At 59.3% G+C, this 23,554-nt stretch carries 22 protein-coding genes and 1 rRNA gene; 16 read left to right on the top strand and 7 right to left on the bottom strand.

Features of this window, described 5'->3' with window-relative positions:
- Both rrf and J1G33_RS26975 read left to right on the top strand, forming a co-directional pair.
- Positions 1-102, top strand: a 5S ribosomal RNA gene (gene rrf, locus J1G33_RS26980); the annotation flags it as partial.
- Between the two features lie 317 nt (positions 103-419).
- Entirely contained in the window at positions 420-1,799 is a 1,380-nt protein-coding gene (locus J1G33_RS26975) for an MFS transporter (RefSeq protein ID WP_148854156.1), read from the top strand.
- Positions 1,800-1,856: 57 nt separating this feature from the next.
- Here J1G33_RS26975 and J1G33_RS26970 read toward each other — a convergent pair whose 3' ends face one another.
- The 4 genes from J1G33_RS26970 to flgA form a co-directional block, all read right to left on the bottom strand.
- The gene (locus J1G33_RS26970) at positions 1,857-2,606 is read right to left on the bottom strand and encodes a flagellar brake protein (RefSeq protein WP_005790597.1); all 750 of its coding nucleotides are present in this window, start codon (positions 2,604-2,606) and stop codon (positions 1,857-1,859) included.
- 96 nt (positions 2,607-2,702) lie between these two features.
- Positions 2,703-3,173 (bottom strand): flagellar protein FlgN, encoded by a 471-nt coding sequence (locus tag J1G33_RS26965; protein ID WP_005790595.1) that lies wholly within the window; start codon positions 3,171-3,173, stop codon positions 2,703-2,705.
- 48 nt (positions 3,174-3,221) lie between these two features.
- Positions 3,222-3,545 (bottom strand): flagellar biosynthesis anti-sigma factor FlgM, encoded by a 324-nt coding sequence (flgM, locus tag J1G33_RS26960; protein WP_032879838.1) that lies wholly within the window; start codon positions 3,543-3,545, stop codon positions 3,222-3,224.
- Between the two features lie 143 nt (positions 3,546-3,688).
- Entirely contained in the window at positions 3,689-4,444 is a 756-nt protein-coding gene (gene flgA / locus J1G33_RS26955) for a flagellar basal body P-ring formation chaperone FlgA (RefSeq protein ID WP_032879840.1), read from the bottom strand.
- 74 nt (positions 4,445-4,518) lie between these two features.
- Here flgA and J1G33_RS26950 point away from each other — a divergent pair, with 74 nt between their 5' ends.
- From J1G33_RS26950 to flgE, 6 genes are all read left to right on the top strand, one after another.
- A complete protein-coding gene (locus tag J1G33_RS26950; RefSeq protein WP_005790590.1) occupies positions 4,519-5,451 on the top strand; it encodes a chemotaxis protein CheV in 933 nt (310 codons plus the stop codon).
- Between the two features lie 42 nt (positions 5,452-5,493).
- Complete coding sequence (cheR, locus tag J1G33_RS26945) at positions 5,494-6,321, top strand: protein-glutamate O-methyltransferase CheR (RefSeq protein WP_005790588.1); 828 nt, start codon at positions 5,494-5,496, stop codon at positions 6,319-6,321.
- Between the two features lie 308 nt (positions 6,322-6,629).
- Positions 6,630-7,037, top strand: coding sequence for a flagellar basal body rod protein FlgB (flgB, locus tag J1G33_RS26940; RefSeq protein ID WP_003193573.1), 408 nt, complete (start codon positions 6,630-6,632; stop codon positions 7,035-7,037).
- A gap of 3 nt (positions 7,038-7,040) precedes the next feature.
- A complete protein-coding gene (flgC, locus tag J1G33_RS26935; protein ID WP_005790586.1) occupies positions 7,041-7,484 on the top strand; it encodes a flagellar basal body rod protein FlgC in 444 nt (147 codons plus the stop codon).
- 16 nt (positions 7,485-7,500) lie between these two features.
- A complete protein-coding gene (flgD, locus tag J1G33_RS26930; protein WP_032879841.1) occupies positions 7,501-8,220 on the top strand; it encodes a flagellar hook assembly protein FlgD in 720 nt (239 codons plus the stop codon).
- Between the two features lie 31 nt (positions 8,221-8,251).
- Positions 8,252-9,568: a flagellar hook protein FlgE gene (gene flgE / locus J1G33_RS26925; RefSeq protein WP_032879842.1), complete on the top strand. Its 1,317-nt coding sequence runs from the start codon at positions 8,252-8,254 to the stop codon at positions 9,566-9,568.
- A gap of 260 nt (positions 9,569-9,828) precedes the next feature.
- On the opposite strand, the gene J1G33_RS26920 is transcribed toward flgE, so the two are convergent.
- Positions 9,829-12,723, bottom strand: a complete 2,895-nt coding sequence (locus J1G33_RS26920) for a ribonucleoside-diphosphate reductase subunit alpha (RefSeq protein WP_032879843.1) — start codon at positions 12,721-12,723, stop codon at positions 9,829-9,831.
- Positions 12,724-13,465: 742 nt separating this feature from the next.
- Here J1G33_RS26920 and J1G33_RS26915 point away from each other — a divergent pair.
- Both J1G33_RS26915 and J1G33_RS26910 read left to right on the top strand, forming a co-directional pair.
- On the top strand, positions 13,466-14,191 hold the full coding sequence (locus J1G33_RS26915) for a response regulator (protein ID WP_032879844.1): 726 nt from the start codon (positions 13,466-13,468) through the stop codon (positions 14,189-14,191).
- Positions 14,188-15,798 carry an ATP-binding protein gene (locus tag J1G33_RS26910; RefSeq protein ID WP_032879845.1) on the top strand — a complete coding sequence of 537 codons (1,611 nt, stop codon included), beginning with the start codon at positions 14,188-14,190 and terminating at the stop codon, positions 15,796-15,798. Before J1G33_RS26915 ends, J1G33_RS26910 begins: the two co-directional genes overlap by 4 nt.
- A 20-nt stretch (positions 15,799-15,818) precedes the next feature.
- On the opposite strand, the gene J1G33_RS26905 is transcribed toward J1G33_RS26910, so the two are convergent.
- Positions 15,819-16,538: a 4'-phosphopantetheinyl transferase superfamily protein gene (locus J1G33_RS26905; protein WP_078822101.1), complete on the bottom strand. Its 720-nt coding sequence runs from the start codon at positions 16,536-16,538 to the stop codon at positions 15,819-15,821.
- 138 nt (positions 16,539-16,676) lie between these two features.
- On the opposite strand from J1G33_RS26905, the gene J1G33_RS26900 reads away from it, so the two are divergent.
- The 3 genes from J1G33_RS26900 to J1G33_RS26890 are packed head-to-tail and all read left to right on the top strand — an operon-like array spanning position 16,677 to position 19,024.
- Complete coding sequence (locus J1G33_RS26900) at positions 16,677-16,985, top strand: hypothetical protein (protein WP_005790571.1); 309 nt, start codon at positions 16,677-16,679, stop codon at positions 16,983-16,985.
- 18 nt (positions 16,986-17,003) lie between these two features.
- A complete protein-coding gene (locus tag J1G33_RS26895; RefSeq protein ID WP_005790569.1) occupies positions 17,004-17,681 on the top strand; it encodes a response regulator in 678 nt (225 codons plus the stop codon).
- Positions 17,678-19,024: an ATP-binding protein gene (locus tag J1G33_RS26890; RefSeq protein ID WP_005790567.1), complete on the top strand. Its 1,347-nt coding sequence runs from the start codon at positions 17,678-17,680 to the stop codon at positions 19,022-19,024. Before J1G33_RS26895 ends, J1G33_RS26890 begins: the two co-directional genes overlap by 4 nt.
- A gap of 102 nt (positions 19,025-19,126) precedes the next feature.
- Here J1G33_RS26890 and J1G33_RS26885 read toward each other — a convergent pair whose 3' ends face one another.
- Complete coding sequence (locus J1G33_RS26885; protein ID WP_032879850.1) at positions 19,127-20,125, bottom strand: AraC family transcriptional regulator; 999 nt, start codon at positions 20,123-20,125, stop codon at positions 19,127-19,129.
- A gap of 338 nt (positions 20,126-20,463) precedes the next feature.
- Here J1G33_RS26885 and J1G33_RS26880 point away from each other — a divergent pair, with 338 nt between their 5' ends.
- The 3 genes from J1G33_RS26880 (at position 20,464) to J1G33_RS26870 (ending at position 23,504) form a co-directional block, all read left to right on the top strand.
- The gene (locus J1G33_RS26880) at positions 20,464-21,795 is read left to right on the top strand and encodes a dicarboxylate/amino acid:cation symporter (protein WP_003189258.1); all 1,332 of its coding nucleotides are present in this window, start codon (positions 20,464-20,466) and stop codon (positions 21,793-21,795) included.
- 141 nt (positions 21,796-21,936) lie between these two features.
- Positions 21,937-22,923, top strand: a complete 987-nt coding sequence (locus J1G33_RS26875) for an XdhC family protein (protein WP_223019109.1) — start codon at positions 21,937-21,939, stop codon at positions 22,921-22,923.
- The gene (locus J1G33_RS26870) at positions 22,920-23,504 is read left to right on the top strand and encodes a nucleotidyltransferase family protein (protein WP_223019108.1); all 585 of its coding nucleotides are present in this window, start codon (positions 22,920-22,922) and stop codon (positions 23,502-23,504) included. Before J1G33_RS26875 ends, J1G33_RS26870 begins: the two co-directional genes overlap by 4 nt.
- Positions 23,505-23,554 lie beyond the last annotated feature (50 nt).

The raw sequence follows: 23,554 nt of genomic DNA, 5'->3' as shown, positions 1-23,554 counted from the left end.
AGCATTGGAACCACCTGATCCCATCCCGAACTCAGCAGTGAAACGATGCATCGCCGATGGTAGTGTGGGGTTTCCCCATGTGAGAGTAGGTCATCGTCAAGATTAAATTCCGAAACCCCTGTTTGCTAACGCAAACAGGGGTTTTGTTTTGGGCGGTCGAAAAGTACCGAGCTATTCAATACCCACAGCTTTTTGCAAAGCCTCAAAGATCAGTCGAACCTTGCAGCGCTTCAGGGTTCACAGCAGGGGCGTCATGTATTTATCTCTATCGTTGTGTACCTACAGACACAGGTGCAACGTCTGAGCTCTTATGCAAAATAATCCCCGGAAACAGGCCGCACCGCCTGTCCGGACCCGACCACCCGGACTATCATGCCGATAGCCCAATCCCTTACCGCAAGGAGCCGCTCGGAACGCCGATGCGCCAGATCTGGAAATCTTTTCGAGCCCTTTATTTCGCCTCTTTGATGATGCTGATTGGCTCCGGCCTGCTCAGTACTTACCTGGCCTTGCGCCTGGCGGCAGACAATGTCGACAGTTTGTGGGTCGGTGCGCTGATGGCCGCCAACTATTTTGGCTTGGTACTGGGCGGCAAGATCGGGCATCGCCTGATTGCCCGCGTTGGACATATTCGTGCCTACGCGACTTGCGCCGGAATCGTCGGCGCGGCAGTGCTGGGTCATGGCTTGATTGATTGGCTACCTGCCTGGATCGTGCTGCGGATAATCGTCGGCCTGGGGATGATGTGCCAGTACATGGTTATCGAAAGCTGGCTCAATGAACAGGCGGATGCCAAGCAGCGTGGCGTAGTGTTCAGCGGCTACATGATCGCGTCCTACCTCGGGTTGGTACTGGGGCAGTTGATCCTGGTTATGCATCCTCACCTTGGGCTTGAACTGCTGATGTTGGTCGCGCTGTGTTTTGCGTTGTGCCTGGTGCCTGTGGCCATGACCCGACGCATTCACCCCGCGCCCCTGCACCCGGCCCCGATGGAGCCCCGTTTTTTTATAAAGCGTGTGCCACAGTCTCTTAGTACGGTGCTGGGCGCGGGCTTGATCGTTGGGTCGTTCTACGGTTTGGCGCCGCTCTACGCGTCTCAGCAGGGGCTGACGACTGAGCAAGTCGGCTTGTTCATGGGGAGCTGCATTTTTGCCGGCTTGGTCGTTCAGTGGCCGCTGGGATGGCTATCGGACCGCTATGACCGCGCGCTGTTGATTCGCTGCTTTGCGTTGTGCCTGGCCGTAACAGCGTTGCCGCTGGCGATCATGACTCAAGTACCGCTGGAAGTGCTGTTTGTGGCAGGCTTCTTCTGTTCGCTGGTGCAATTCTGCCTTTACCCATTGGCAGTGGCTTTTTCCAACGATCATGTAGAAGGTGATCGTCGGGTTTCGCTGACGGCCATGTTGTTGGTGACCTACGGCATAGGCGCCAGTATCGGCCCACTGCTGGCGGGCGTAGTGATGAAGTTGTTCGGCAGCCAGATGCTCTACGCGTTTTTCAGTTTGTGTGCGTTGATCCTGGTATGGCGCATCCGCCCCAAAGCAGTGACCAACCTGCACCAGGTCGACGACGCCCCGCTGCATCACGTGGCGATGCCTGACAGCATGTCCAGTTCACCGCTGGTAGCAGCGCTCGACCCACGGGTGGATGAGCAAGTGGTGCAGGAGCAGATGCAGGTCACTGTCCCTGACCCGGAACCCGAGCCAGCCCCGGTAACTGATGAGCCAGCCAATGAAGAGCCGCAGGAGCCGGTGGACCCGGATGAACATCCCCATGACTTGAGCAGGGCACGCCCCTGAATGAAAACGGGCAGTTCCTATCAGGAACTGCCCGTTTTTTATTTCAGCGTCCAAACCTTAAAGATCATCGTCCTTGTCGAAGCGCCGAGCCTCACGCTGCAGCTGGTAGACAAAACGCTCCACCTGGCGCTGCACCAAACCACTCATGTTGTGAAAGCGCACGCCAGCAAAGGTCGTGTTGATCTTGTCTTCGAAGTGCAGGTAGCGCAGTTCGACGGAGGTGGTCATGCTGCCAAAGGGCAGGGCGGCGATAAAGCGGTCATAGACCTGGCCCAACTGCAGGCGCTCGGAGATATCGCCCTCAAAGCGCAATTTGCAGCCGGTGGCGGAAATGTCCAGAAGTTTGCCGCTGATCGGTGCCTTGAGCTTCTCGCCGCCCAGTTCGATATTCACCAATTGCGCAAGTTTCAGCGCGGCGCGAAATGCATTGCGCCGCTGATGGTAAACCACTTCATCAGGCATGCTGCCGCTATAGATACGGTGGCCGTCTTTTTCGCTGATGTTCAGCGTGCCATTGCTTTCCCAGGCAACCCGTACACCTTCATGGAAGCCTTCGATACGAAAGGGTTCGCCGTTCTCGAGGTAGCGCTCACCGTCTCGGGGGATCATTTCATCCAGGGCCAGCGTTTTGCTGTCCCGATCAATATCCACCAAATAGCTTTGAAAGCGCTGGCTGCGTTCGTGGAAAGTGATGATCAGCGGATCATGGCTTTCTTGCAGCATCCGTAATGTGCTGGCGACTTCCAGAGGCGTAGTGAGCACCTTCGGTGGCTGCGGTGCATCTTCCGCATTAGGGGCGTTGAACACGGTTCTTCCATCTCCAGACAAAGTACGACTACACGCAAGAACCGGCATTTTGCCAGTATGTAGCGCTCCTTGGATAGGTCGCGCTGTAAACCGGTGTCAGGCTTGGCTGCGGGTACTTGGCTTGACCAGGCGAGAGGTGGAGCCTTGGGCGTTGTACAGGGCCGGAGGCTCACCACCGTGCAGTATGCGCAACTGATTGGCGGTCGTGGCTTGCTGAAGCTGGATTGATTGGCCGTTGAGCAGGTTGGCTTCCTGGCACTGGGCAAGCAATTGATTGAGTTCTTTGCTTTGCGCCAGTAATTGATCACCGACCGAGGAATGGCTGGCCAGTTGTGCCAGGCCTTCGTGATCGGCAGGCAGGCCCAGGCTGATGAGTATCTGGCTGCGCTTCTTGCCGTGTTGTTCGAGCAACACAATCAGCGACTGCTTGCGCGCCAGGATTTCTTCGAGCAAGGGCATGTCCCGGCCGTACAGGGCCAGGGATTCTTCCTTGAGCAGCTCAAGCAACTGGTGCGTGGGCGCCAGATCATCAATGATCAGTTGAAGCAGATGTTCGTCGTGGTGCATGGCTGGCCTTGGGTTTTAAGCGTCCAAAAGCCCTGCGCAGGCTTTTGCCTAGCGCTCGGCTTCGAAGTTAAGCAGCTTACTGGCTACACGGCTGCTGTCGACTTTATAGCTGCCGTCGGCGATGGCCTGTTTCAACTCAGCCACGCGAGCTTTATTGACAACCGGCTGATCACGCAGCGAGTCAGTGACCTTCTGCAACTGTTGAGCCTCATTGCTCAGGTGTACCGATTCCCCGCTCTGGCTGGCGCTGGCCTGCTCTGCCTTGGCGGGCAGGGGCTGGGACTTGGCTTCTACGCTGTCCTTGGCACCGTTGGTGCGCGTATTGCCCGGCAAAGCCTGGGTGCTATTCAAACGACTGAAATCAATGACCATGGTGAAAAAAACCTCTGGGTATTTGGACGCTTGCCATGTTTTCGGCCATACCCGGGCAAACTTTAGGCTCGATTGACAATAAACCTGTACCGCTCGACATCCAATACACAGTGTAGGAAAAGCCGGGCTGTGATTCCAGTGATCTATAAAGCAACTTCGACCTGACCTGGCGCCGTGACCCGCGCCTTGATCACGCGATTGGAGTTGAGGTTCTTGACGCGAATCTGTTCGCTCATGCCGCCGTTGGACAGTGCCTCCCCTGGCATCCTTACGTTCAGCCCGCCACTGCTGGCAGAAATCACCACCTGGTCACCCTTGCGAATCACTTCGGCCTGTTCCAGATGAACCAGTGTGATGACTTGATCGGTGACCATTGGTCGGGTGAGTCTCTGCCCGATAGCCTGGTCCACTGAGGTCAGGTAGCCCTGGTTGATCAGGCTGATATCGCGCTCGCGCAGGGCCACATCCTCGTAGCCGATGATGCCGGTGCGTTTCAACGGTCGCGCGACCACTACCACATCGCGGAACAGCTTGACCTGAGCCGGCACGAATACCGTCCAGGGCGAGGCGCCTTCACAGCGAACTTTTACCGTTACGCGTCCGATGGGCTGGGCAGGGCTTTCCAGCGTGGCTGTCAATTCCTTGTCGCACATCGGCATGCGCAAGCGCGGGTCCAACTGGCTGACCTGAATTTCATAACGTCCCGGGGTCTGCGTGGTCGCCAGATAATCTTCTACAGTGAATTCAAGAAAACCCTGGGTGACGCCGATAAGGAGATCAGGCAGGGTGACATTGTCGGCGCGTGCGGTAGCGCCAATGCTCAAGGCAAGCAGCGCCATCACGGTGCTGAACAGCCTGCGGTGGCTAGGGCGTCGGGAAACTGTCGTTTTAATATCCATGTTTAATAAATAGCAAAGCTCGTGCCGTTTAGTGTTGGGTGCGCGTCGTACCCCCAGGATTTAGGAGTCAGGGCATGGCAGGTGTAATGGATTCAGTAAACCAGCGCACACAGCTGGTAGGGCAGAATCGCCTGGAGTTGTTGCTTTTTCGCCTGGATGGCAAGCAGTTGTACGGCATCAACGTATTCAAAGTGCGGGAAGTGCTGCAATGCCCCAAGCTGACGATCATGCCCAAGTCCAGCCCAGTGGTGTGTGGCGTAGCCAACATCCGTGGTGCAACTATTCCCATTCTTGACCTGGCGATGGCCACGGGCTCGGCGGGTTTGCAAGACCGCCAGAACCCCTTTGTAATCATCACCGAGTACAACACCAAGACCCAGGGTTTCCTGGTGCGCTCGGTGGAGCGTATCGTCAATATGAACTGGGAAGAGATCCACCCGCCGCCCAAGGGCACGGGGCGCGATCACTACCTGACGGCGGTGACACGGGTCGATAACCAGTTGGTCGAAATCATCGACGTGGAGAAAATCCTCGCCGAAGTGGCGCCCACCTCGGAAACCATCTCTGTGGGTGTGGTGGATGCCGAGACTGCACACAAGGCGGTGTCTCTGCGCGTATTGACCGTGGACGACTCCTCAGTGGCGCGCAAGCAGGTCACACGCTGCCTGCAGACCGTTGGTGTAGACGTGGTGGCCCTCAATGATGGTCGTCAGGCCTTGGATTACCTGCGCAAGCTGGTGGACGAAGGCAAGAAGCCCGAAGAAGAATTCCTGATGATGATCTCCGACATCGAGATGCCGGAAATGGACGGCTACACGCTCACGGCCGAGATACGCAACGATCCACGCATGCAAAAACTGCATATCATCCTGCATACTTCGTTGTCGGGGGTATTCAATCAGGCAATGGTCAAGAAGGTTGGTGCTGATGACTTTCTGGCCAAATTCCGTCCTGATGACCTCGCATCCCGGGTAGTCGACCGGATCAAGGCAGCAGATCACGGCTAGGGGATTTCCCCCGGCGATCACACGATTTAAGAGGCGGTATCATTGTCTACGGGTAATTTGGATTTCGAACAGTTCCGGGTCTTCCTGGAAAAAGCCTGTGGCATATTGCTCGGTGAAAACAAGCAGTACCTGGTATCCAGCCGTCTCAACAAACTGATGGAACAGCAGGGCATCAAGTCCCTGGGTGAGTTGGTCCAGCGGATCCAGGGGCAGCCGCGCAGCGGGCTCAAGGAAATGGTGGTCGATGCCATGACCACCAACGAAACCCTGTGGTTTCGAGATACCTACCCCTTTGAAGTGCTCAAGAACAAAGTGTTGCCGGAAGCCATCAAGGCCAGTCCTGGCCAGCGCCTGCGTATCTGGTCGGCGGCTTGTTCCTCGGGGCAGGAGCCGTACTCGATCTCGATGTCCATCGACGAGTTCGAGCGAACCAACATGGGCCAGTTGAAAGCCGGCGCGCAAATTGTTGCTACCGACTTGTCCGGCACCATGCTCACCAACTGCAAGACCGGTGAGTACGACAGCCTGGCCCTGGGCCGCGGTTTATCCCAGGAGCGCCTGCAGCGTTACTTCGACCCCAAAGGCGCCGGGCGCTGGGCGATCAAGGCACCGATCAAGAATCGCGTGGAGTTCCGCTCGTTCAACCTGCTCGACAGCTACGCCAGCCTGGGCAAGTTCGACATGGTGTTCTGCCGCAACGTGCTGATCTATTTCTCGGCCGAAGTGAAGAAAGACATCCTGTTGCGTATCCACGGCACGCTCAAGCGCGGCGGTTACCTGTTCCTCGGTGCTTCCGAAGCGTTGAATGGCCTGCCGGACCATTACCAGATGGTGCAGTGCAGCCCGGGGATCATCTACCAGGCCAAGTAAGTCGCACGCAGTTAAAGTGTGGGAGGGGGCTTGCTCCCGATAGCGGTGGTTCAGTTGATGTCTTTATCACTGATACACCGCTATCGGGAGCAAGCCCCCTCCCACATTTGTTTCTGCGGCAACGTTGAAGAAAGCGGCAACTCCCCATTGCCGCTTTACTGGCGCCACGCGGAAACCCGTTGCCGCTTTTCTGGCATAGTCGCCGGCACCTACCCTCGAAACCCTTGATATACGGGCCTCCGCAAGACTGGCACGCACCTTGCTATAACCCTGCTAACGAACAGCAGGTCAGCCTAAAGGTTTCCGCCATGAGCATCAGCTTCGATAAAGCGCTCGGTATCCATGAACAAGCCCTGGGCTTTCGCGCCCAGCGTGCCGAAGTCCTGGCCAATAACATTGCCAACGCCGATACCCCGAACTACAAGGCTCGGGACCTGGACTTCTCTGCCGTGCTCGCCGCACAGCAAGACAAGACCAAGAACGGCACCTTCGCCTTGAACATGACCAACAGCCGTCATATCGAAGCGCAAGGCCTGAGCAAGGGTGACGAGTCGTTGCTGTATCGCACGCCGATGCAGCCGTCGATCGACCAGAACACCGTCGACGCGCAGTTGGAGCAATCGAACTACGCCGAGAACTCGGTGAACTTCCAGGCCAGCTTTACCCTGCTCAACAGCAAATTCAAAGGGCTGATGTCAGCCCTGCGTGGAGAATAAGCCATGTCCCTGTCCAGTGTTTTCAATATTGCCGGCAGTGGCATGAGCGCGCAGACCACGCGTTTGAACACCGTCGCCAGTAACATCGCCAACGCCGAGACCGTCTCTTCGAGCATTGACCAGACTTACCGTGCCCGTCACCCGGTGTTTGCCACCATGTTCCAGGGTGGCCAGGCCGGTGGCAGCGATTCGTTGTTCCAGAACCAGGACGCAGCCGGCTCCGGCGTGCAGGTGCTGGGTGTGGTCGAAGACCAGAGCAACCTGGAGGCCCGTTACGAGCCCAACCATCCGGCCGCGAACGAAAAGGGTTACGTCTACTACCCCAACGTCAACGTGGTCGAGGAAATGGCTGACATGATCTCCGCCAGTCGTTCGTTCCAGACCAATGCGGAAATGATGAACACCGCCAAAGCCATGATGCAGAAGGTCCTGACCCTGGGTCAGTAATAAGGGGCGCCAAATAATGGCCATCGTTGATACGTCAAACAACACGGCAGTCCAGGACCTGTTCAATTCCAAGGTCAAGGACGCTTCGAACAATGTCTCGAATGTTTCCAAAGCGGCCACTGGCAACCAGTCGCTGGGCAAGGACGCATTCCTGCAGTTGCTGGTAACCCAGCTGAAAAACCAGAACCCGCTGTCGCCCCAGGACAACGGCGCGTTCGTGGCCCAACTTGCCCAGTTCAGCAGCCTGGAAGGCATCAACACCCTGAACGACTCGGTGAATAACATCTCCAGCAACTTCAGCTCTTCGCAAGCGCTGCAGGCTTCATCGCTGGTGGGGCGGTCGATCATTATCCAGACCGACAAAGCCATGGTTGATACCAGCAAGAGCATGAACGGTTCGGTAGAGGTGCCATCGGCGGCGGGTAACGTTTCCGTCAAAATCACCGACAAGGACGGCAACGTCGTGCGCACCGTGGATATGGGCGCGCAGAGTGCCGGCAGCCAGAGCTTTATTTGGGACGGCAAGAATGACAAGGGCGAGGTCGCCCCAGCCGGCACCTACACCTTCAATGCCTCCACCAAGAACGACAAAGGTGACGCGGTGGCCCTGGCCACCTCGCTACCGGCCACGGTCACCAGCGTGACCTTGAGCAAGACCGGCGGCGAAATGCTGCTCAACCTTGCAGGCGGCATGGGCAGCGTCAAGCTGTCGCAAATTCAGACTATCGGTACATAGAGCCGGCTAAATACGGCAGAGGGAGAGAAACATGTCTTTTAATATCGGCCTTAGCGGCCTCTATGCGGCCAACAAACAACTGGACGTGACCGGCAACAACATCGCCAACGTCGCGACCACTGGCTTCAAGTCATCCCGTGCGGAATTCGCCGATATCTACGCGGCTTCCAAGTTGGGCACCGGCCAGAACAGTATCGGCAACGGTGTGAACCTGGCGGCAGTGTCCCAGCAGTTCACCCAAGGCGATGTCAATGGTAGCGGTGGCATCCTCGACATGGCGATCCAGGGCGGTGGCTTCTTCGTGCAGAAGGGCAGCGACGGCTCGCTGGAATACACCCGTAGCGGTGCCTTCCGCGCGGACAAAGACGGCTATATCACCAACAATACCGGCACCTCGCGCCTGCAAGGCTATGCCGCGGACGAGAATGGCAAGATCACCAAGGGTGGCCTGGTCGACCTGCAGCTGAACCTGGCCAACCTGCCCCCGAAGGCGTCTACCAAGGTGGACTCTTCCAGCAACCTGAACTCCTCGTCGCCGGTGATCGATCAGTCCAAGAACCCGTTTGATCCAACCAAATCCGAAACCTTCACCACGCAATACAGCACCACCTTGTACGACTCCCAGGGCAACGCGCACCCGATGGTGCAGTACCTGGTGAAAACCGATGCCAACCAGTGGCAGGCCTACACCTTGATCGATGGCCGCAATCCTGATGGTTCGGCGCCTACCGGTACCGGTGCTGACGTGAAGGCGCCTGTGCCGTCGACGTTGAGCTTCGATGGTGCTGGTAACCTCAAGAGCATCGTGACCGGCGGTGTTGCCGGTAACACCTTGACCATCAAGGATTGGGTACCTGGCACGGTGACCGATGGCGTATGGAAGGCTAACGATGCGACGGCGAACAAGGACGGCATCGCCATCAACATGGGCACCGTCACCCAGTACAACTCGGCCAGCTACCGTAACCCGCCGGTCACAGATGGTTACGCCACCGGCCAGATCACCGGCTTGAAGATCGATGGCAGCGGTGTGCTCTTCGCCACCTTCAGTAACCAGCAGAGCAAGGCCATCGGCCAGATTTCTCTGGCCAGCTTCAACAATGAGCAGGGCCTGCAGCCCGCCGGCGGTACGACCTGGAAAGAGACCTTCGCGTCGGGTCAGCCGGGCTTCGACGCACCGGAATCTGGCACTCTGGGGTCGATCAAGGCCACCTCCCTGGAGAACTCCAACGTCAACCTGACCAACGAGCTGGTTGACCTGATCAAGGCCCAGAGCAACTACCAGGCGAACGCCAAGACCATCTCCACCCAAAGCACCATCATGCAGACCATCATCCAGATGACCTGATAGGTTAGTGCTTCAAAATGTGGGAGGGGGCTTGCCCCCGATAGCGGTGTATCAGCCAAGTATCCATTGACTGACACCACCCTATCGGGAGCAAGCCCCCTCCCACATTTGCATCTGCTTCACGCTGCCAATCCAGTTATTGACCGAACCGCAGTACCGCAACAAGGGCTTTATGCCCGCCCAAGAAAAAGCCCCCGATACACCCTAGGTGTATCGGGGGCTTTTCTGCCTTAAGTGGTTAAACCCTCGGCAGGTTCAGCTTATTGGCAAGCTTCGCAATCCGGCTCGTCAATCGCGCAGGCCTTTGGCACAGGTGCCGGACCGGCAGGAGCTGCGAGAACCGAATCATCACCATGGTTGCCGCTGGAAACAGCGTTCAACTTACCGGTGTTGATGGTCGACTTCTCGGTGCTGGTCGCGGCCAGGGCACGGAGGTAGTAAGTGGTTTTCAGGCCACGGTACCAGGCCATGCGGTAGGTCACATCCAGCTTCTTGCCCGAAGCGCCGGCGATGTAGAGGTTCAGCGACTGAGCCTGGTCGATCCACTTCTGACGGCGGCTGGCGGCGTCAACGATCCACTTGGTATCCACTTCGAAGGCGGTCGCGTAGAGCTCTTTGAGTTCTTGCGGGATGCGTTCGATCTGCTGCACGGAACCGTCGTAGTACTTCAGGTCGTTGATCATGACCGAGTCCCACAGGCCGCGGGCTTTCAGGTCGCGAACCAGGTATGGGTTGATCACGGTGAATTCGCCCGACAGGTTCGATTTCACATACAGGTTCTGGTAGGTCGGTTCGATCGACTGCGACACGCCAGTGATGTTGGCGATGGTGGCGGTCGGTGCGATGGCCATGATGTTGGAGTTACGAATACCTTTTTGCACGCGGGCACGAACCGGCGCCCAGTCCAGGGTTTCGTTCAGATCAACGTCGATGTACTTCTGGCCACGGGCTTCGATCAGGATCTGTTGCGAGTCCAGCGGCAGGATGCCTTTGGACCACAGCGAACCCTGGAACGTCTCGTAGGCGCCGCGCTCGTCGGCCAGGTCGCAGGACGCCTGGATCGCATAGTAGCTCACCGCTTCCATGGATTTGTCGGCGAACTCGACCGCAGCATCGGAACCGTAAGGAATGTGCTGCAGGTACAGCGCGTCCTGGAAGCCCATGATACCCAGGCCCACTGGACGGTGCTTGAAGTTGGAGTTCTGCGCCTGTGGCACCGAGTAGTAGTTGATGTCGATTACGTTATCGAGCATGCGTACTGCGGTGTTGACGGTGCGCTCCAGCTTGGCGGTGTCCAGCTTGCCGTTGACGATGTGGTTCGGCAGGTTGATCGAGCCCAGGTTGCAAACGGCGATCTCGTCCTTGTTGGTGTTCAAGGTGATCTCGGTGCACAGGTTAGAGCTGTGGACCACGCCCACGTGCTGCTGCGGGCTGCGCAGGTTGCATGGGTCCTTGAAGGTCAACCAAGGGTGGCCGGTTTCGAACAGCATGGACAGCATTTTGCGCCACAGGTCTTTGGCCTGGATGGTCTTGAACAGCTTGACCTTGCCTGGGTACTCGGTGAGGGCTTCGTAGTACTCGTAGCGCTCTTCGAAGGCCTTGCCGGTCAGGTCGTGCAGGTCCGGCACTTCGGATGGCGAGAACAGGGTCCACTTGCCGTCATCGAAGACGCGCTTCATGAACAGGTCAGGGATCCAGTTGGCGGTGTTCATGTCGTGGGTACGACGACGGTCATCACCGGTGTTCTTGCGCAGCTCGATGAACTCTTCAATGTCCATGTGCCAGGTTTCCAGGTAGGCACACACAGCGCCTTTGCGCTTGCCACCCTGGTTAACGGCGACGGCGGTGTCGTTCACCACTTTCAGGAACGGTACAACGCCCTGGGACTTGCCGTTGGTGCCCTTGATGTAAGAACCCAGTGCGCGCACCGGGGTCCAGTCGTTACCCAGGCCGCCGGCGAATTTGGACAGCATGGCGTTGTCGTGGATCGCGTGGTAGATGCCCGACAGGTCATCCGGCACGGTGGTCAGGTAGCAGCTCGACAGCTGAGGACGCAGGGTGCCGGCGTTGAACAGGGTCGGGGTCGACGACATGTAGTCGAAGGACGACAGCAGGTTGTAGAACTCGATCGCACGGTCTTCTTTGTTCTTCTCTTCAATCGCCAGGCCCATGGCCACGCGCATGAAGAACACTTGCGGCAGTTCGAAGCGGATACCGTCCTTGTGGATGAAGTAACGGTCGTACAGGGTTTGCAGGCCCAGGTAGGTGAACTGCTGATCGCGCTCGTGGTTGATCGCCTTGCCGAGTTTTTCCAGGTCGAAGGTGGCCAGGATCGGGTTCAGCAATTCGAACTCGATACCCTTGGCGATATAGGCCGGCAGGGCTTTGGCGTACAGGTCAGCCATCTCGTGGTGAGTGGCGCTGTCGGCGACTTTCAGGAAGCCCAGGCCTTCGGCACGCAGGGTGTCCATCAACAGGCGCGCGGTCACGAACGAGTAGTTCGGCTCGCGTTCAACCAGGGTACGGGCGGTCATCACCAGCGCGGTGTTGACGTCGGTCAGGGCCACGCCGTCGTACAGGTTCTTCAGGGTTTCGCGCTGGATCAGGTCACCGTCGACTTCTTCCAGACCTTCGCAGGCCTCGGTGATGATGGTGTTCAGGCGGCCCAGGTCCAACGGGGCAAAGCTGCCGTCAGCCAGGGTGATGCGGATCGACGGGTGCGCTTGTACGGCAGCTTCTTCGGCCGGGGAGCGTACGGCACGTTCCTTGGCGCGCGAATCACGGTAGATCACGTAGTCGCGTGCGACTTTCTGCTCGCCGGCACGCATCAGGGCCAGTTCAACCTGGTCCTGGATTTCTTCGATGTGGATGGTGCCGCCCGAAGGCATGCGACGCTTGAAGGTCGCGGTGACCTGTTCGGTCAGGCGGGCAACGGTGTCGTGGATGCGCGACGAGGCAGCAGCGGTGCCGCCTTCAACTGCAAGAAACGCTTTGGTGATGGCGACGGTGATTTTGTCATCGGTATAAGGAACGACAGTGCCGTTACGCTTGATCACGCGCAGTTGGCCAGGTGCGGTGGCGGACAGATCCAGATTCGAATCAGCGGCCTGCGGCACGGAGCCTTGCGGGTTCTCGCGAGTTGTGTCGGTTTGCATGGGGGGTTGTCTCCACATTCTATATTTATTTGGGCACCATCAAGGTGCCCACCGTTCCGTCCTGAAGCACTTACAGCAGGCCAGGGCCTGGCATAACAACTTCGGGACAGGAGGAAGGGAGCTCATCGCGCCGCTTCCATGCCGAAGTCTTTGGCTTGGGGCCGGGAGCCCTTCGCCGTATTCCTGCTGGGTGACAGTGGCCTGGTTCAAGCCCTGCAACACCCGTACCGTCTTCAGCCAAGCGGGCTTGAAAACGGCTGCCATCCGCGTGCGCGGTTTGGGCTTTGAAAAAATGCTTTGGTTCAACCAAACGTGAGCAAGAAAGCGCTTGAGTTTCTGGTCTGACTTGTGTTTGGTTTTTTCGCTTAAAACCCTACATGTAGGGTTTTTTTAGCGCCGAGGTACAAGATAATGCGTTTTTGGGGGGTTAGCAACGCACTACCTGTGGATAACGCTGTGAGTAAAATGTGTATGAATCGTGGAACACCCGTGTAGGCCGCATTACTACTGGATCACACCGTTTGTCACCGAATATTCCGAGGTGCAAACCGTTGGTTGGAATTTTGAGGGCGCGAACCCTATCACAAAAAAACGCCATCACCGAATGGAATTCCTGGCTTGTATTTAAGGGTTGGGGCATGGCTACAATCGGGCTTTGTTATGCCCTTAAAACATGACAAACAGGGTATGGGCGGTGGAGGCCGCGTGAGCCAAAGAATTTCTAATAATAATGAGGTGGCGCGTGGAGCAAGATGCCTGGCAGATACTGATCATCGAGGACGACGAGCGACTCGCCGAGTTGACCCGTGAGTACCTGGAAAGCAACGGCCTGCGCGTGTCGGTGGAAAGCGATGGCGCCCAGGCTGCGGCGCGCATCATCGCCGAGCAGCCGGACCTGGTGATCCTCGACCTGATGCTGCCCGGCGAAGATGGCCTGAGCATCTGTCGCAAAGTTCGCGAGCGCTATGAGGGCGTGATCCTGATGCTTACCGCGCGTACCGACGACATGGACCAGGTGCAGGGCCTGGACATGGGCGCTGACGACTATGTGTGCAAGCCCGTGCGCCCGCGCCTGTTGCTGGCGCGTATCCAGGCGCTATTGCGGCGCAGCGAGCCGGCGTTACCGGCGGCGGGGGAAAACCAGCGCCGCCTGCAGTTCGGCCCGCTGGTGGTGGACAACGCGCTGCGCGAAGCCTGGCTGCACGATGGCGGGATCGAACTGACCAGCGCCGAATTCGACCTGCTGTGGCTATTGGTTGCAAATGCCGGGCGCATCCTGTCCCGGGAAGAAATCTTCATTGCCCTGCGCGGCATTGGCTACGACGGCCAGGACCGCTCCATTGATGTGCGCATCTCGCGCATTCGGCCGAAAATCGGCGACGACCCGATCCACCCGCGCCTGATCAAGACCATCCGCAGCAAAGGCTACCTGTTCGTCCCCGAAGCCGCTGCCGACATGCCGCTGTGAATTCGATCTTCCTGCGCATCTACGGCGGCATGTGCGCGGCGCTGATCCTGGTGGCGTTGCTCGGCGCCCTGGCGTTGCATCTGCTCAACGACGTGCGCAGCGGCCAATACCGCGAAAGCCTGGCCCACGGCACCTTTGCCTTGATGGGCGATAACCTGCAAGCCATGAACGCCATCGAACGGCTGCGAGCCTTGGCGGTATGGGAGCGTTTGCTGGGCATTCCGCTGGAGCTGCGCACGTTTACAGAGGCGCAACTGGACCTGGGCCAGCGCAACCGCTTGCAACGCGGCCAGGTGCTGGTGGAACAGACCGGCCCTCATGCGGCGCGGGTACTGCGACTGGTCAGCGAGCAGGAACAGCTGGTGCTCACCGGTGAAGTGCAGCAGATCAGCGAGCAATTGGCCCGTGCAACTATCTACCTGCTGGCCGACGAACTGGTGCGTTTTCCGGTGGCTGAGCAGCCACAACGCCTGGCCGACATCAAGCAGGCCAAGGGCTTTGGTTTTGAGATGCACTTGATGGCCCTCGACCAGGCCGATATGGACGACGACCAGCGCCGTCGCGTGGCGGAGGGCGATACGGTGATGGCCCTGGGCAAGGGTGGCGATTCGATCCGCGTATTTGCCGGCATGGTCGGTACGCCGTGGGTGCTGGAAATCGGCCCGCTCTATCAAATGAACCCCTATCCGGCGCAGTGGCTGATTCTGATCACCTTGATCGGCCTGACCCTGATCGGCTTGATCGTTTATCTGCTGGTGCGCCAGCTGGAGCGCCGGCTCAAAGGCCTGGAGGCGGCAGCAACGCGGATCGCCAAGGGCAACCTGGAGGTGCGCGTGCCGGCCCGGGGCGCCGATTCGGTAGGGCGCCTGGCTGCCGCGTTCAATGGCATGGCCGAGCACTTGCAGCAATTGCTGGCGATTCAGCGCGAACTGGTGCGTGCGGTGTCCCATGAGCTGCGCACGCCGGTAGCGCGCCTGCGTTTTGGCCTGGAGATGATTGGTGACGCCGCCACTCCCGAGGCGCGGCGTAAATACCTGGAAGGCATGGACGGCGATATCCAGGACCTCGATGGCCTGGTGGATGAAATGCTCACCTATGCGCGCCTGGAGCAGGGCGCGCCGGAGTTGAATTTCCAGCGAGTGGACCTCGATGCGCTGCTTGACCAAGTCATTGGCGAATTGTCGCCACTGCGCCCGCAGGTCACCGTGACTCGCGGTGTCTGCCTGTCATCGGCCCACTGGGAGGACGCCTGGGTCGACGCTGAGCCGCGTTACCTGCACCGCGCCCTGCAAAACCTTGTCAGTAACGCCATGCGCCACGCCAAGGGCCAGGTGCTGATCAGTTATCAGGTCGGCCAGCTGCGCTGCCGTATTGATGTGGAAGACGATGGCCCCGGCGTGCCGGAGAGTGCCTGGGAGCGAATTTTCACGCCGTTCCTGCGCTTGGACGACAGCCGTACCCGCGCCTCGGGGGGCCATGGCCTGGGCCTGTCGATTGTGCGGCGGATCATCTATTGGCACGGCGGGCGGGCGTTGATCAGCAAGAGCAACAACCTGGGCGGGGCGTGCTTCAGCCTGAGTTGGCCAAGGGATCAAGACAAACCCTGACACCGCTATCGGGACCAAGTCTATCTAGCGCCGATGGCCACCAGGCTCAACAACTGCTCCCCTTCCACCCCAAACTGCCCCTCCAACTCTTTGCCATCACCCCATTCTTCAGAAAGATCCGTGAGCAACCGCAGCCGCACATGGCCCGCCTGTGACCACTCCAACAGCTCGGCATGTTCAAAGTAAAAGCGCTTTTGCACGATGGGGTAGAGCGCCTTGAACAGACTCTCCTTGATCGAAAACGTCAGCGTCACCAGCAACCCATGCAGCTCACGCGGTATGGTCGCCATACGCTGCAGCTCGTTGGCTGTCAGAATTTCCCCGGCCAGGCGCTCCGCCCGCTCCAGAGTCAGCACATTCTCCAGGTCCATGCCCAGCCCGCGCCATTGCGCCTTATGCCCGACAATCGCTGCGGCGTGCCCGGTGCTGTGGGTGATGGAACCACTGATATGCCCTGGCCAGACCGGCGCGCGGTCTTCACCGATGGCTGGAATGCAGTTGAGGTTATCCAGGCGTTGCAGCGCTTCGCGGGCGCACAGGCGCCCTGCGAGAAACTCCGCCTGACGCTTGGCAACCGAGCGCTGAATGCTCGCCGGCGGCGGCACAGCGCTGCGTTGGAAATCGCCCGCGTCCAATAAGGCCGGATCAAATCGGGTGCTCAAAAACACCGTGCCAGGTAAGGCGACAGGTAGCGGCCAACGGGCATCGAGCGGGGTGCAGCAAGAGGGTAGTGGCGTCATGCGCGGTATTTTGCCGAGTTGGCGCGCCAGTGGATAGTCCGGCGCGGTTCAGGTGTGGTTAAGAGCCTGTTCAGGGGGAGTTCAGGGGCGCCTGCGTAGTCTGGACCTCACAGGCCAAACGCATATGAGGTAATGACCATGACTGCGATCAAGAAGCTGATGTTGGCGTTAACCATGCTCGGTGCCACCGCGGGCGTGCAGGCCAGCGATGGCGCCTTTGCGGCCTTTGGCGGCGAAAAAACCAGGAAATCCGGCAACCTGATCCATCGTGTCAGCTTCGAAGACGTCGGCACCCAGGCCGCGCCGTGGGGGCAGGCCCTGGGCGTTACCGCTGCGCAACCCGACTATCGCAGCGGCTACACGCACCTGACGGGCCAGTACAATGGCATTAAACTGCGCCCGCAAGACGTGCAGGGCCGCTATGATATCCCTCTGTCGGACAGTTGAATTGCCTTGGAGAGCCTTATGAAATTGCTGGTGGTGGAAGATGAGGCGCTGCTGCGTCATCACCTGTTTACCCGCCTGACCGACAGTGGGCATGTGGTCGAAGCTGTGGCCAATGCCGAGGAAGCCCTGTACCAGACCGGCCAGTTCAACCATGACCTGGCGATCATCGACCTTGGCCTGCCCGGCATGGGTGGCCTGGACCTGATCCGCCAATTGCGTACCCAGGCCAAGACTTTCCCGATCCTGATCCTGACCGCTCGCGGCAACTGGCAGGACAAGGTCGAAGGCCTGGCGGCCGGTGCCGACGACTACGTGGTCAAACCCTTCCAGTTCGAAGAGCTGGAGGCGCGCATGAATGCCTTGCTGCGCCGCTCCAGCGGCTTTACCCAGTCCACTATCATCGCCGGGCCGTTGCTGCTGGACCTCAACCGCAAGCAGGCCTCCCTGGATGAACAGCCGCTGGCGTTGACCGCCTACGAATATCGGATCCTTGAGTACTTGATGCGTCATCATCAACAGGTGGTGGCCAAGGATCGCTTGATGGAGCAGCTCTACCCTGATGATGACGAGCGCGATCCGAACGTGATCGAAGTGCTGGTCGGTCGCCTGCGCCGCAAGCTGGAAGGCCCCGCCGGGTTCAAGCCGATCGATACCGTGCGCGGCTTGGGTTACCTGTTCAATGAGCGCTGCCGTTGATTCGCTCGCTACGTGTGCGCCTGATGCTGGCGGCCGCCACCCTGGCCGTGCTGTTTATGCTCGGCCTGTTGCCGGCCATGCAAGGCGCCTTCAGCCTGGCCCTGCAGGATTCCATCGAGCAGCGTCTGGCGTCGGATGTGACCACCCTGATTTCTGCGGCGCGGGTGGAAAATAACCGCCTGCTGATGCCGGCGCAGTTGCCTGACGAACGTTTCAACCTTACCGACAGCCGCCTGCTCGGCTATATCTACGACCGCGAAGGCCATCTGGTGTGGCGTTCGCGGGCGACCCAGGAAGAAAACATCAACTACAAACCGCGTTACGACGGGCGCGGTAATGAGTTTGCGCGCATCCGCGAGGCCAATGGCCAGGAATTCTTCGTGTATGACGTCGAGGTCCGGTTGCTGGGGGGCAAGAGCGCCGCCTTCAGTATCGTCGCCCTGCAACCGGTGCGTGAGTACCAGTTGACCCTCGAAGGCTTGCGCGAGAACCTTTACCTTGGATTCGGCGCGGCCCTGCTGGTGCTGTTGACGCTGCTGTGGCTGGGCCTGACCTGGGGCCTGCAAGCCTTGCGGCGCCTGAGTCAGGAACTTGACCAGATCGAAGGCGGTACCCGCGAAAGCCTCAGTGAAGAACACCCCCGCGAACTGTTGCGCCTGACCGGCTCGCTCAACCGTTTGCTGCACAGCGAGCGGGAACAGCGTACGCGCTACCGTGACTCCCTTGACGACTTGGCCCACAGTTTGAAAACCCCGCTGGCGGTCTTGCAGGGGGTGAGCGAAGACATGGCCCAGCGTCCCGAAGAGCGCAGCCAGGCGTGGGTATTGCAATCGCAGATTGAGCGCATGAGCCAGCAGATCGGCTACCAATTGCAGCGTGCGAGTCTGCGTAAAAGCGGACTGGTGCGTCACCAGGTACGTCTGGAGCCCGTGCTGCAAAGCCTGTGCGATACATTGGAGAAGGTTTACCGCGACAAGCGTGTCACCGTCACCTTTGATCTGCCACCTGAGTGCGACGTGCCCATCGAGAAAGGCGCGCTGCTCGAAATGCTCGGCAACCTGCTGGAAAACGCCTATCGCCTGTGCCTCAAGCAAGTGCGAATCAGCTTGGTGGAAAACCTGGACGGCCTTGAGCTGTGTATCGAAGATGATGGCCCAGGCGTGCCACCGGACCAGCGCGCCCGGATCCTGCAAAGGGGCGAACGTCTGGACCGCCAGCACCCGGGGCAGGGCATCGGGTTGGCGGTGGTCAAGGACATCATCGAAAGCTATCACGCGCGTTTGACGTTGGGGGATTCAGCGTTAGGGGGGGCCGCGTTCAGGATTCATTTTCCGGCCTTGTGATCTGCACTGGCCTCTGAATGTATTCACACATCAGATTTTGTAAACCCGATCAACTGTGGGAGCTGGCTTGCCTGCGAAGAGGCCCTCCCAGGCGCTATACCTTTAACTCTCCTGCGCCCTGTAGGCCCCCGGCGTCAACCCCGTCCATTTCTTGAACGCCCGATGAAACGCCGACGGTTCGGAAAACCCCAACTGTTCAGCGATCTCCTGCAAAGACAAATCCGCCCGTCCCAGGTGGTAAATGGCGATATCCCGGCGTAACTCATCCTTCAACGCCTGAAAGCTCGTGCCTTCTTCGCGCAGGTGCCGGCGCAGGGTTTGCGGGCTGATGTGCAAATGCTGGGCGACGGCTTCCAGGTCCGGCCAGGGCGTGCGGTCGCGGCTGAGCAAGCGGCGCAACTGGCTGCTCAGGCTGTCGCCTTCATCCGGGCGCGACAGCAAGTCGGCAGGGGAGCGCTGCAAAAAATGCTTGAGAGTGCGTTCATCCTGCAACAACGGCAGGCTCAGGTAGCGGCTGGGAAACACCAGGCTGCTGGTCGGCGCACCGAACACCAAGGGGCAGGGGAACAGCAGGTCGTACTCGCCAGCATGGTCCGGCATCGGGTAACTGAAGGTGGCCTGTTGCAGCCGGATTCGCTGGCCGATCAGCCAACTGCCCAGGCGATGCCAGATCACCAGCAGGCATTCACTGAGGAAGTGATCCGGGTCCCATAGCTGCGAGTCATCCAGGCTCAGCCGCGCCATATCGCCTTCTTTCGTCAGCTGCCAGCGCGGGCCCTGTGGGAATAGGCTATAAAACAATAAGCCGCGTTCCAGAGCCTTTTCCAGCGTGCGGCAGTGGATCAGGGCGTGGCACATCATGGCGAAGGTGCCACGCTTGCTCGGGCCTTCGGCGAACCCCAGGTATTCGTCATCCAGCCCCAGCCAGAGCATTTGCAGCAACCGCGTAAATTGCTCCGGAGCGATACGGGCGCGGGGCTCGGTCAGCAGTTCGGGGCTGATGCCCACCTGCTGCAACAGCCCTGAGTAGTCGTAACCCACACGACGCGCACCGCCGAGGGCGGCTCGGGCGTAGTGACTGGCGATGGTACGTTCACGCATGAAAGGGCCTCATCCATGGAGTGGCGGATGGTAGTCAGACCCCGGCGCGACGGCAAGGCGGATATCCGCCAAATTGTAGGACGAGACGGGGTGGGCGGGCGGAAATCCGCCACCTTGTTCCACGGCTCAAGCGCGTCAATAAACGCCAAGCCCCGATGTTGAAGGGCCTTCAGGGTGTTTAAGCAAAGTGGCACGCTGTTTGCGATAGGGATTGCAGCGCAGGCTCTCTCCTACAGGCTTCGCAAACAACAAATCCCTCCAGTGCAGGAGGGTTCGCAATTCAAGTGTCGTGGGCAATGGCGGATATTTGCCACACGGGACGATTGAGGAACTTTGCAATGACGACTCGTCAGCCAATCTACAAATCCCTGTATTTCCAGGTGATCGTTGCAATCGTTATCGGTATTTTGCTCGGCCACTTCTACCCGCAGACCGGCGTGGCCCTCAAGCCACTGGGTGACGGCTTTATCAAGCTGATCAAAATGGTCATCGCCCCCATCATCTTCTGCACCGTTGTCAGCGGTATCGCTGGCATGCAAAGCATGAAATCGGTCGGCAAAACCGGTGGCTACGCACTGCTGTACTTCGAAATCGTGTCCACCATCGCCTTGCTGATCGGCCTGGTCGTGGTCAACGTTGTGCAGCCGGGCGCCGGCATGCACATCGACGTCGCCACCCTGGACGCTTCCAAAGTGGCGGCCTACGTCACCGCCGGTAAAGACCAGAGCATTGTCGGCTTTATCCTCAACGTCATCCCGAACACCATCGTCGGCGCCTTTGCCAACGGCGACATCCTGCAAGTGCTGATGTTCTCGGTGATCTTCGGTTTCGCCCTGCACCGCCTGGGTGCCTACGGCAAGCCGGTGCTGGACTTCATCGATCGCTTCGCCCACGTGATGTTCAACATCATCAACATGATCATGAAGCTCGCGCCAATCGGTGCCCTGGGCGCCATGGCGTTCACCATCGGTGCCTACGGTGTGGGTTCGCTGGTGCAGCTGGGCCAGTTGATGATCTGCTTCTACATCACCTGCATCCTGTTCGTCGTGCTGGTGCTGGGCGCAATCTGCCGCGCTCACGGTTTCAGCGTGTTGAAACTGATTCGCTACATCCGTGAAGAGCTGCTGATCGTACTGGGTACTTCGTCTTCCGAATCCGCACTGCCGCGTATGCTGATCAAGATGGAGCGCCTGGGTGCGAAGAAGTCCGTCGTCGGCCTGGTGATCCCAACCGGTTACTCCTTCAACCTCGACGGTACGTCGATCTACCTGACCATGGCTGCCGTGTTCATCGCTCAGGCGACCGACACCCACATGGACATCACCCACCAGATCACCCTGCTGCTGGTGCTGCTGCTGTCCTCCAAAGGCGCTGCAGGTGTGACTGGCTCGGGCTTTATTGTCCTGGCTGCCACCCTGTCGGCTGTCGGCCACCTGCCGGTTGCCGGCCTGGCGCTGATCCTGGGTATCGACCGCTTCATGTCCGAAGCCCGTGCCCTGACCAACCTGGTGGGTAACGCCGTAGCCACCATCGTTGTGGCCAAGTGGGTCAAGGAGCTGGACACCGACAAGCTGCAAAGCGAGCTGGCATCCGGTGGTACCGGTATCTCCGAAACTCGCGAGCTCGATGACCTGGGTGTGGCCGAAGGCCCTGCTCCTGTGGTCAAGTAAGCCGCTGATGGCGTGATCTGACGCTTAGGCAATTGGCAAACGCCCCGACTGGTTCGGGGCGTTTGCGTTTGTGCGCGGCCACTTTTTGATTATTTTGCTTTACAGTAAACGACGATTTTTCAACGCTGGCAGGAAGGTTTGATGGACAGTGTGGATTTGAATGTCCTGCGTAGCGTCCTGGAATGGCGCCGCGCCGAGCAGCGCGTGGTGCTGTACAGCGTGGTACAGACCTGGGGCAGCGCGCCGCGCCCTCCGGGGGCGATGCTGGCCTTGCGTGGCGACGGTGTGGTCATTGGTTCTGTGTCCGGAGGCTGCATCGAAGATGACTTGATCGCACGCCTGCAGGACGGGCGGCTGGCGGACGACGGACCACCAGTGCAGCTGGTGACCTACGGCGTCACCCGCGACGAAGCGGCACGTTTTGGCTTGCCGTGTGGCGGCACGCTGCGCCTGACCGAAGAGCGGGTGGATGATTGGGCCTGGGTCGAGCAACTGTTGGCGCGCTGTGAAGACCACCAGGTCGTCGCACGTGAATTGAACCTGGCCACGGGCGCGGTAACCCTGAGCGCTGCGAGCAAGACTGATGTGGTGAGCTTCGACGGCGAACGCCTGCGCGCCATTTACGGCCCGCGCTGGCGGCTGCTGCTGATCGGCGCCGGGCAACTGTCGCGCTACGTCGCCGAAATGGCGCGCTTGCTGGATTTCGAAGTGCTGATTTGCGACCCCCGCGAAGAGTTCGTCTACGGCTGGGAAGAGCAACATGGCCGCTTTGTACCTGGTATGCCCGACGAGGCGGTGTTGAACATCCACACCGATGAGCGCACGGCCATCGTTTGCCTGACCCATGATCCGCGTTTGGATGATATGGCGCTGCTGACGGCGCTGAACTCCGCTGCGTTCTACATCGGCGCCCTGGGTTCGCGGGTCAATACCCAGAAGCGCCGGGAGAACCTGGCGGCGCTGGGCTTGTCGGCGGATGCGATTGCGCGCTTGCACGGGCCGATTGGTTTGCATATCGGCAGCCATACACCGGCGGAGATAGCCCTGTCGTTGATGGCGGAAATTGTCGCGATCAAGAACGGCGTGGCACCGATGCAGAAAAAGCCCCTGGCGGTAGCGGCGCAGTGACCGTTACAGCGATTGTGCTGGCAGCGGGGCAGGGCAGTCGCTTTCGCGCCGAAGCCGGGGCGGATCAAGACAAGTTACTGGCTGCTTGCGTGGGGCCGGATGGCGTTATCCGGCCGGTCATCGAGCAGGTGCTGCGCAACTTGCCTGAGCGTGTTGTAACGCGCTGGCTGGTGACGTCGCCGGGGCGCGGGGAGGTCATCCGCCTGGCAGAGGCTTATGGCTGTCAGGTTGTACTGCTGGACTCGAGCGGGATGGGCGACAGCATTGCGGCCGCGGTCAAGGCCAGCGGTGCAGCGGATGGGTGGCTGGTGGTGTTGGGGGATATGCCGTTTATCCAGTCATCGAGTATCGAGCGGGTTATTGCCAGCGTGGAGGGCATCACTGTGCCGGTATCTGCCGGGCAGTATGGGCACCCGGTGGCTTTCGATCACACGTTTGGGCCGGCGCTGATGGCTCTGAGTGGGGATCGTGGGGCCAAGCCGTTGTTTGCACAAACACAGGTGCGAGAGGTGCAGGTAGATGATCCTGGTGTGCTTTGGGATGTCGATGTGCCGCAACGGTTGAGTTTTACTGCAGGTTAAGTGTGGGAGCTGGCATTCCAAGTAGCCATAAAAAAGCCCCGCCTGATTGC

This window comes from Pseudomonas sp. P867 (assembly GCF_019891455.1).
GTDB lineage: Bacteria > Pseudomonadota > Gammaproteobacteria > Pseudomonadales > Pseudomonadaceae > Aquipseudomonas > Aquipseudomonas synxantha_A.
The sequence above is the reverse complement of the archived record's forward strand: the minus strand, read 5'-3'. Positions and strand labels throughout refer to the sequence as shown.

Coding starts and splice junctions, on each gene's coding strand:
- J1G33_RS26895 (WP_005790569.1), top strand. CDS start 17,004: ATGAAATTGCTGGTGGTGGAAGATGAGGCGCTGCTGCGTCATCACCTG.
- J1G33_RS26905 (WP_078822101.1), bottom strand. CDS start 16,538: ATGACGCCACTACCCTCTTGCTGCACCCCGCTCGATGCCCGTTGGCCG.
- flgD (WP_032879841.1), top strand. CDS start 7,501: ATGGCCATCGTTGATACGTCAAACAACACGGCAGTCCAGGACCTGTTC.
- flgA (WP_032879840.1), bottom strand. CDS start 4,444: ATGGATATTAAAACGACAGTTTCCCGACGCCCTAGCCACCGCAGGCTG.
- J1G33_RS26880 (WP_003189258.1), top strand. CDS start 20,464: ATGACGACTCGTCAGCCAATCTACAAATCCCTGTATTTCCAGGTGATC.
- J1G33_RS26875 (WP_223019109.1), top strand. CDS start 21,937: ATGGACAGTGTGGATTTGAATGTCCTGCGTAGCGTCCTGGAATGGCGC.
- flgB (WP_003193573.1), top strand. CDS start 6,630: ATGAGCATCAGCTTCGATAAAGCGCTCGGTATCCATGAACAAGCCCTG.
- J1G33_RS26975 (WP_148854156.1), top strand. CDS start 420: ATGCGCCAGATCTGGAAATCTTTTCGAGCCCTTTATTTCGCCTCTTTG.
- flgM (WP_032879838.1), bottom strand. CDS start 3,545: ATGGTCATTGATTTCAGTCGTTTGAATAGCACCCAGGCTTTGCCGGGC.
- J1G33_RS26920 (WP_032879843.1), bottom strand. CDS start 12,723: ATGCAAACCGACACAACTCGCGAGAACCCGCAAGGCTCCGTGCCGCAG.
- J1G33_RS26965 (WP_005790595.1), bottom strand. CDS start 3,173: ATGCACCACGACGAACATCTGCTTCAACTGATCATTGATGATCTGGCG.
- flgC (WP_005790586.1), top strand. CDS start 7,041: ATGTCCCTGTCCAGTGTTTTCAATATTGCCGGCAGTGGCATGAGCGCG.
- J1G33_RS26950 (WP_005790590.1), top strand. CDS start 4,519: ATGGCAGGTGTAATGGATTCAGTAAACCAGCGCACACAGCTGGTAGGG.
- J1G33_RS26885 (WP_032879850.1), bottom strand. CDS start 20,125: ATGCGTGAACGTACCATCGCCAGTCACTACGCCCGAGCCGCCCTCGGC.
- flgE (WP_032879842.1), top strand. CDS start 8,252: ATGTCTTTTAATATCGGCCTTAGCGGCCTCTATGCGGCCAACAAACAA.
- J1G33_RS26900 (WP_005790571.1), top strand. CDS start 16,677: ATGACTGCGATCAAGAAGCTGATGTTGGCGTTAACCATGCTCGGTGCC.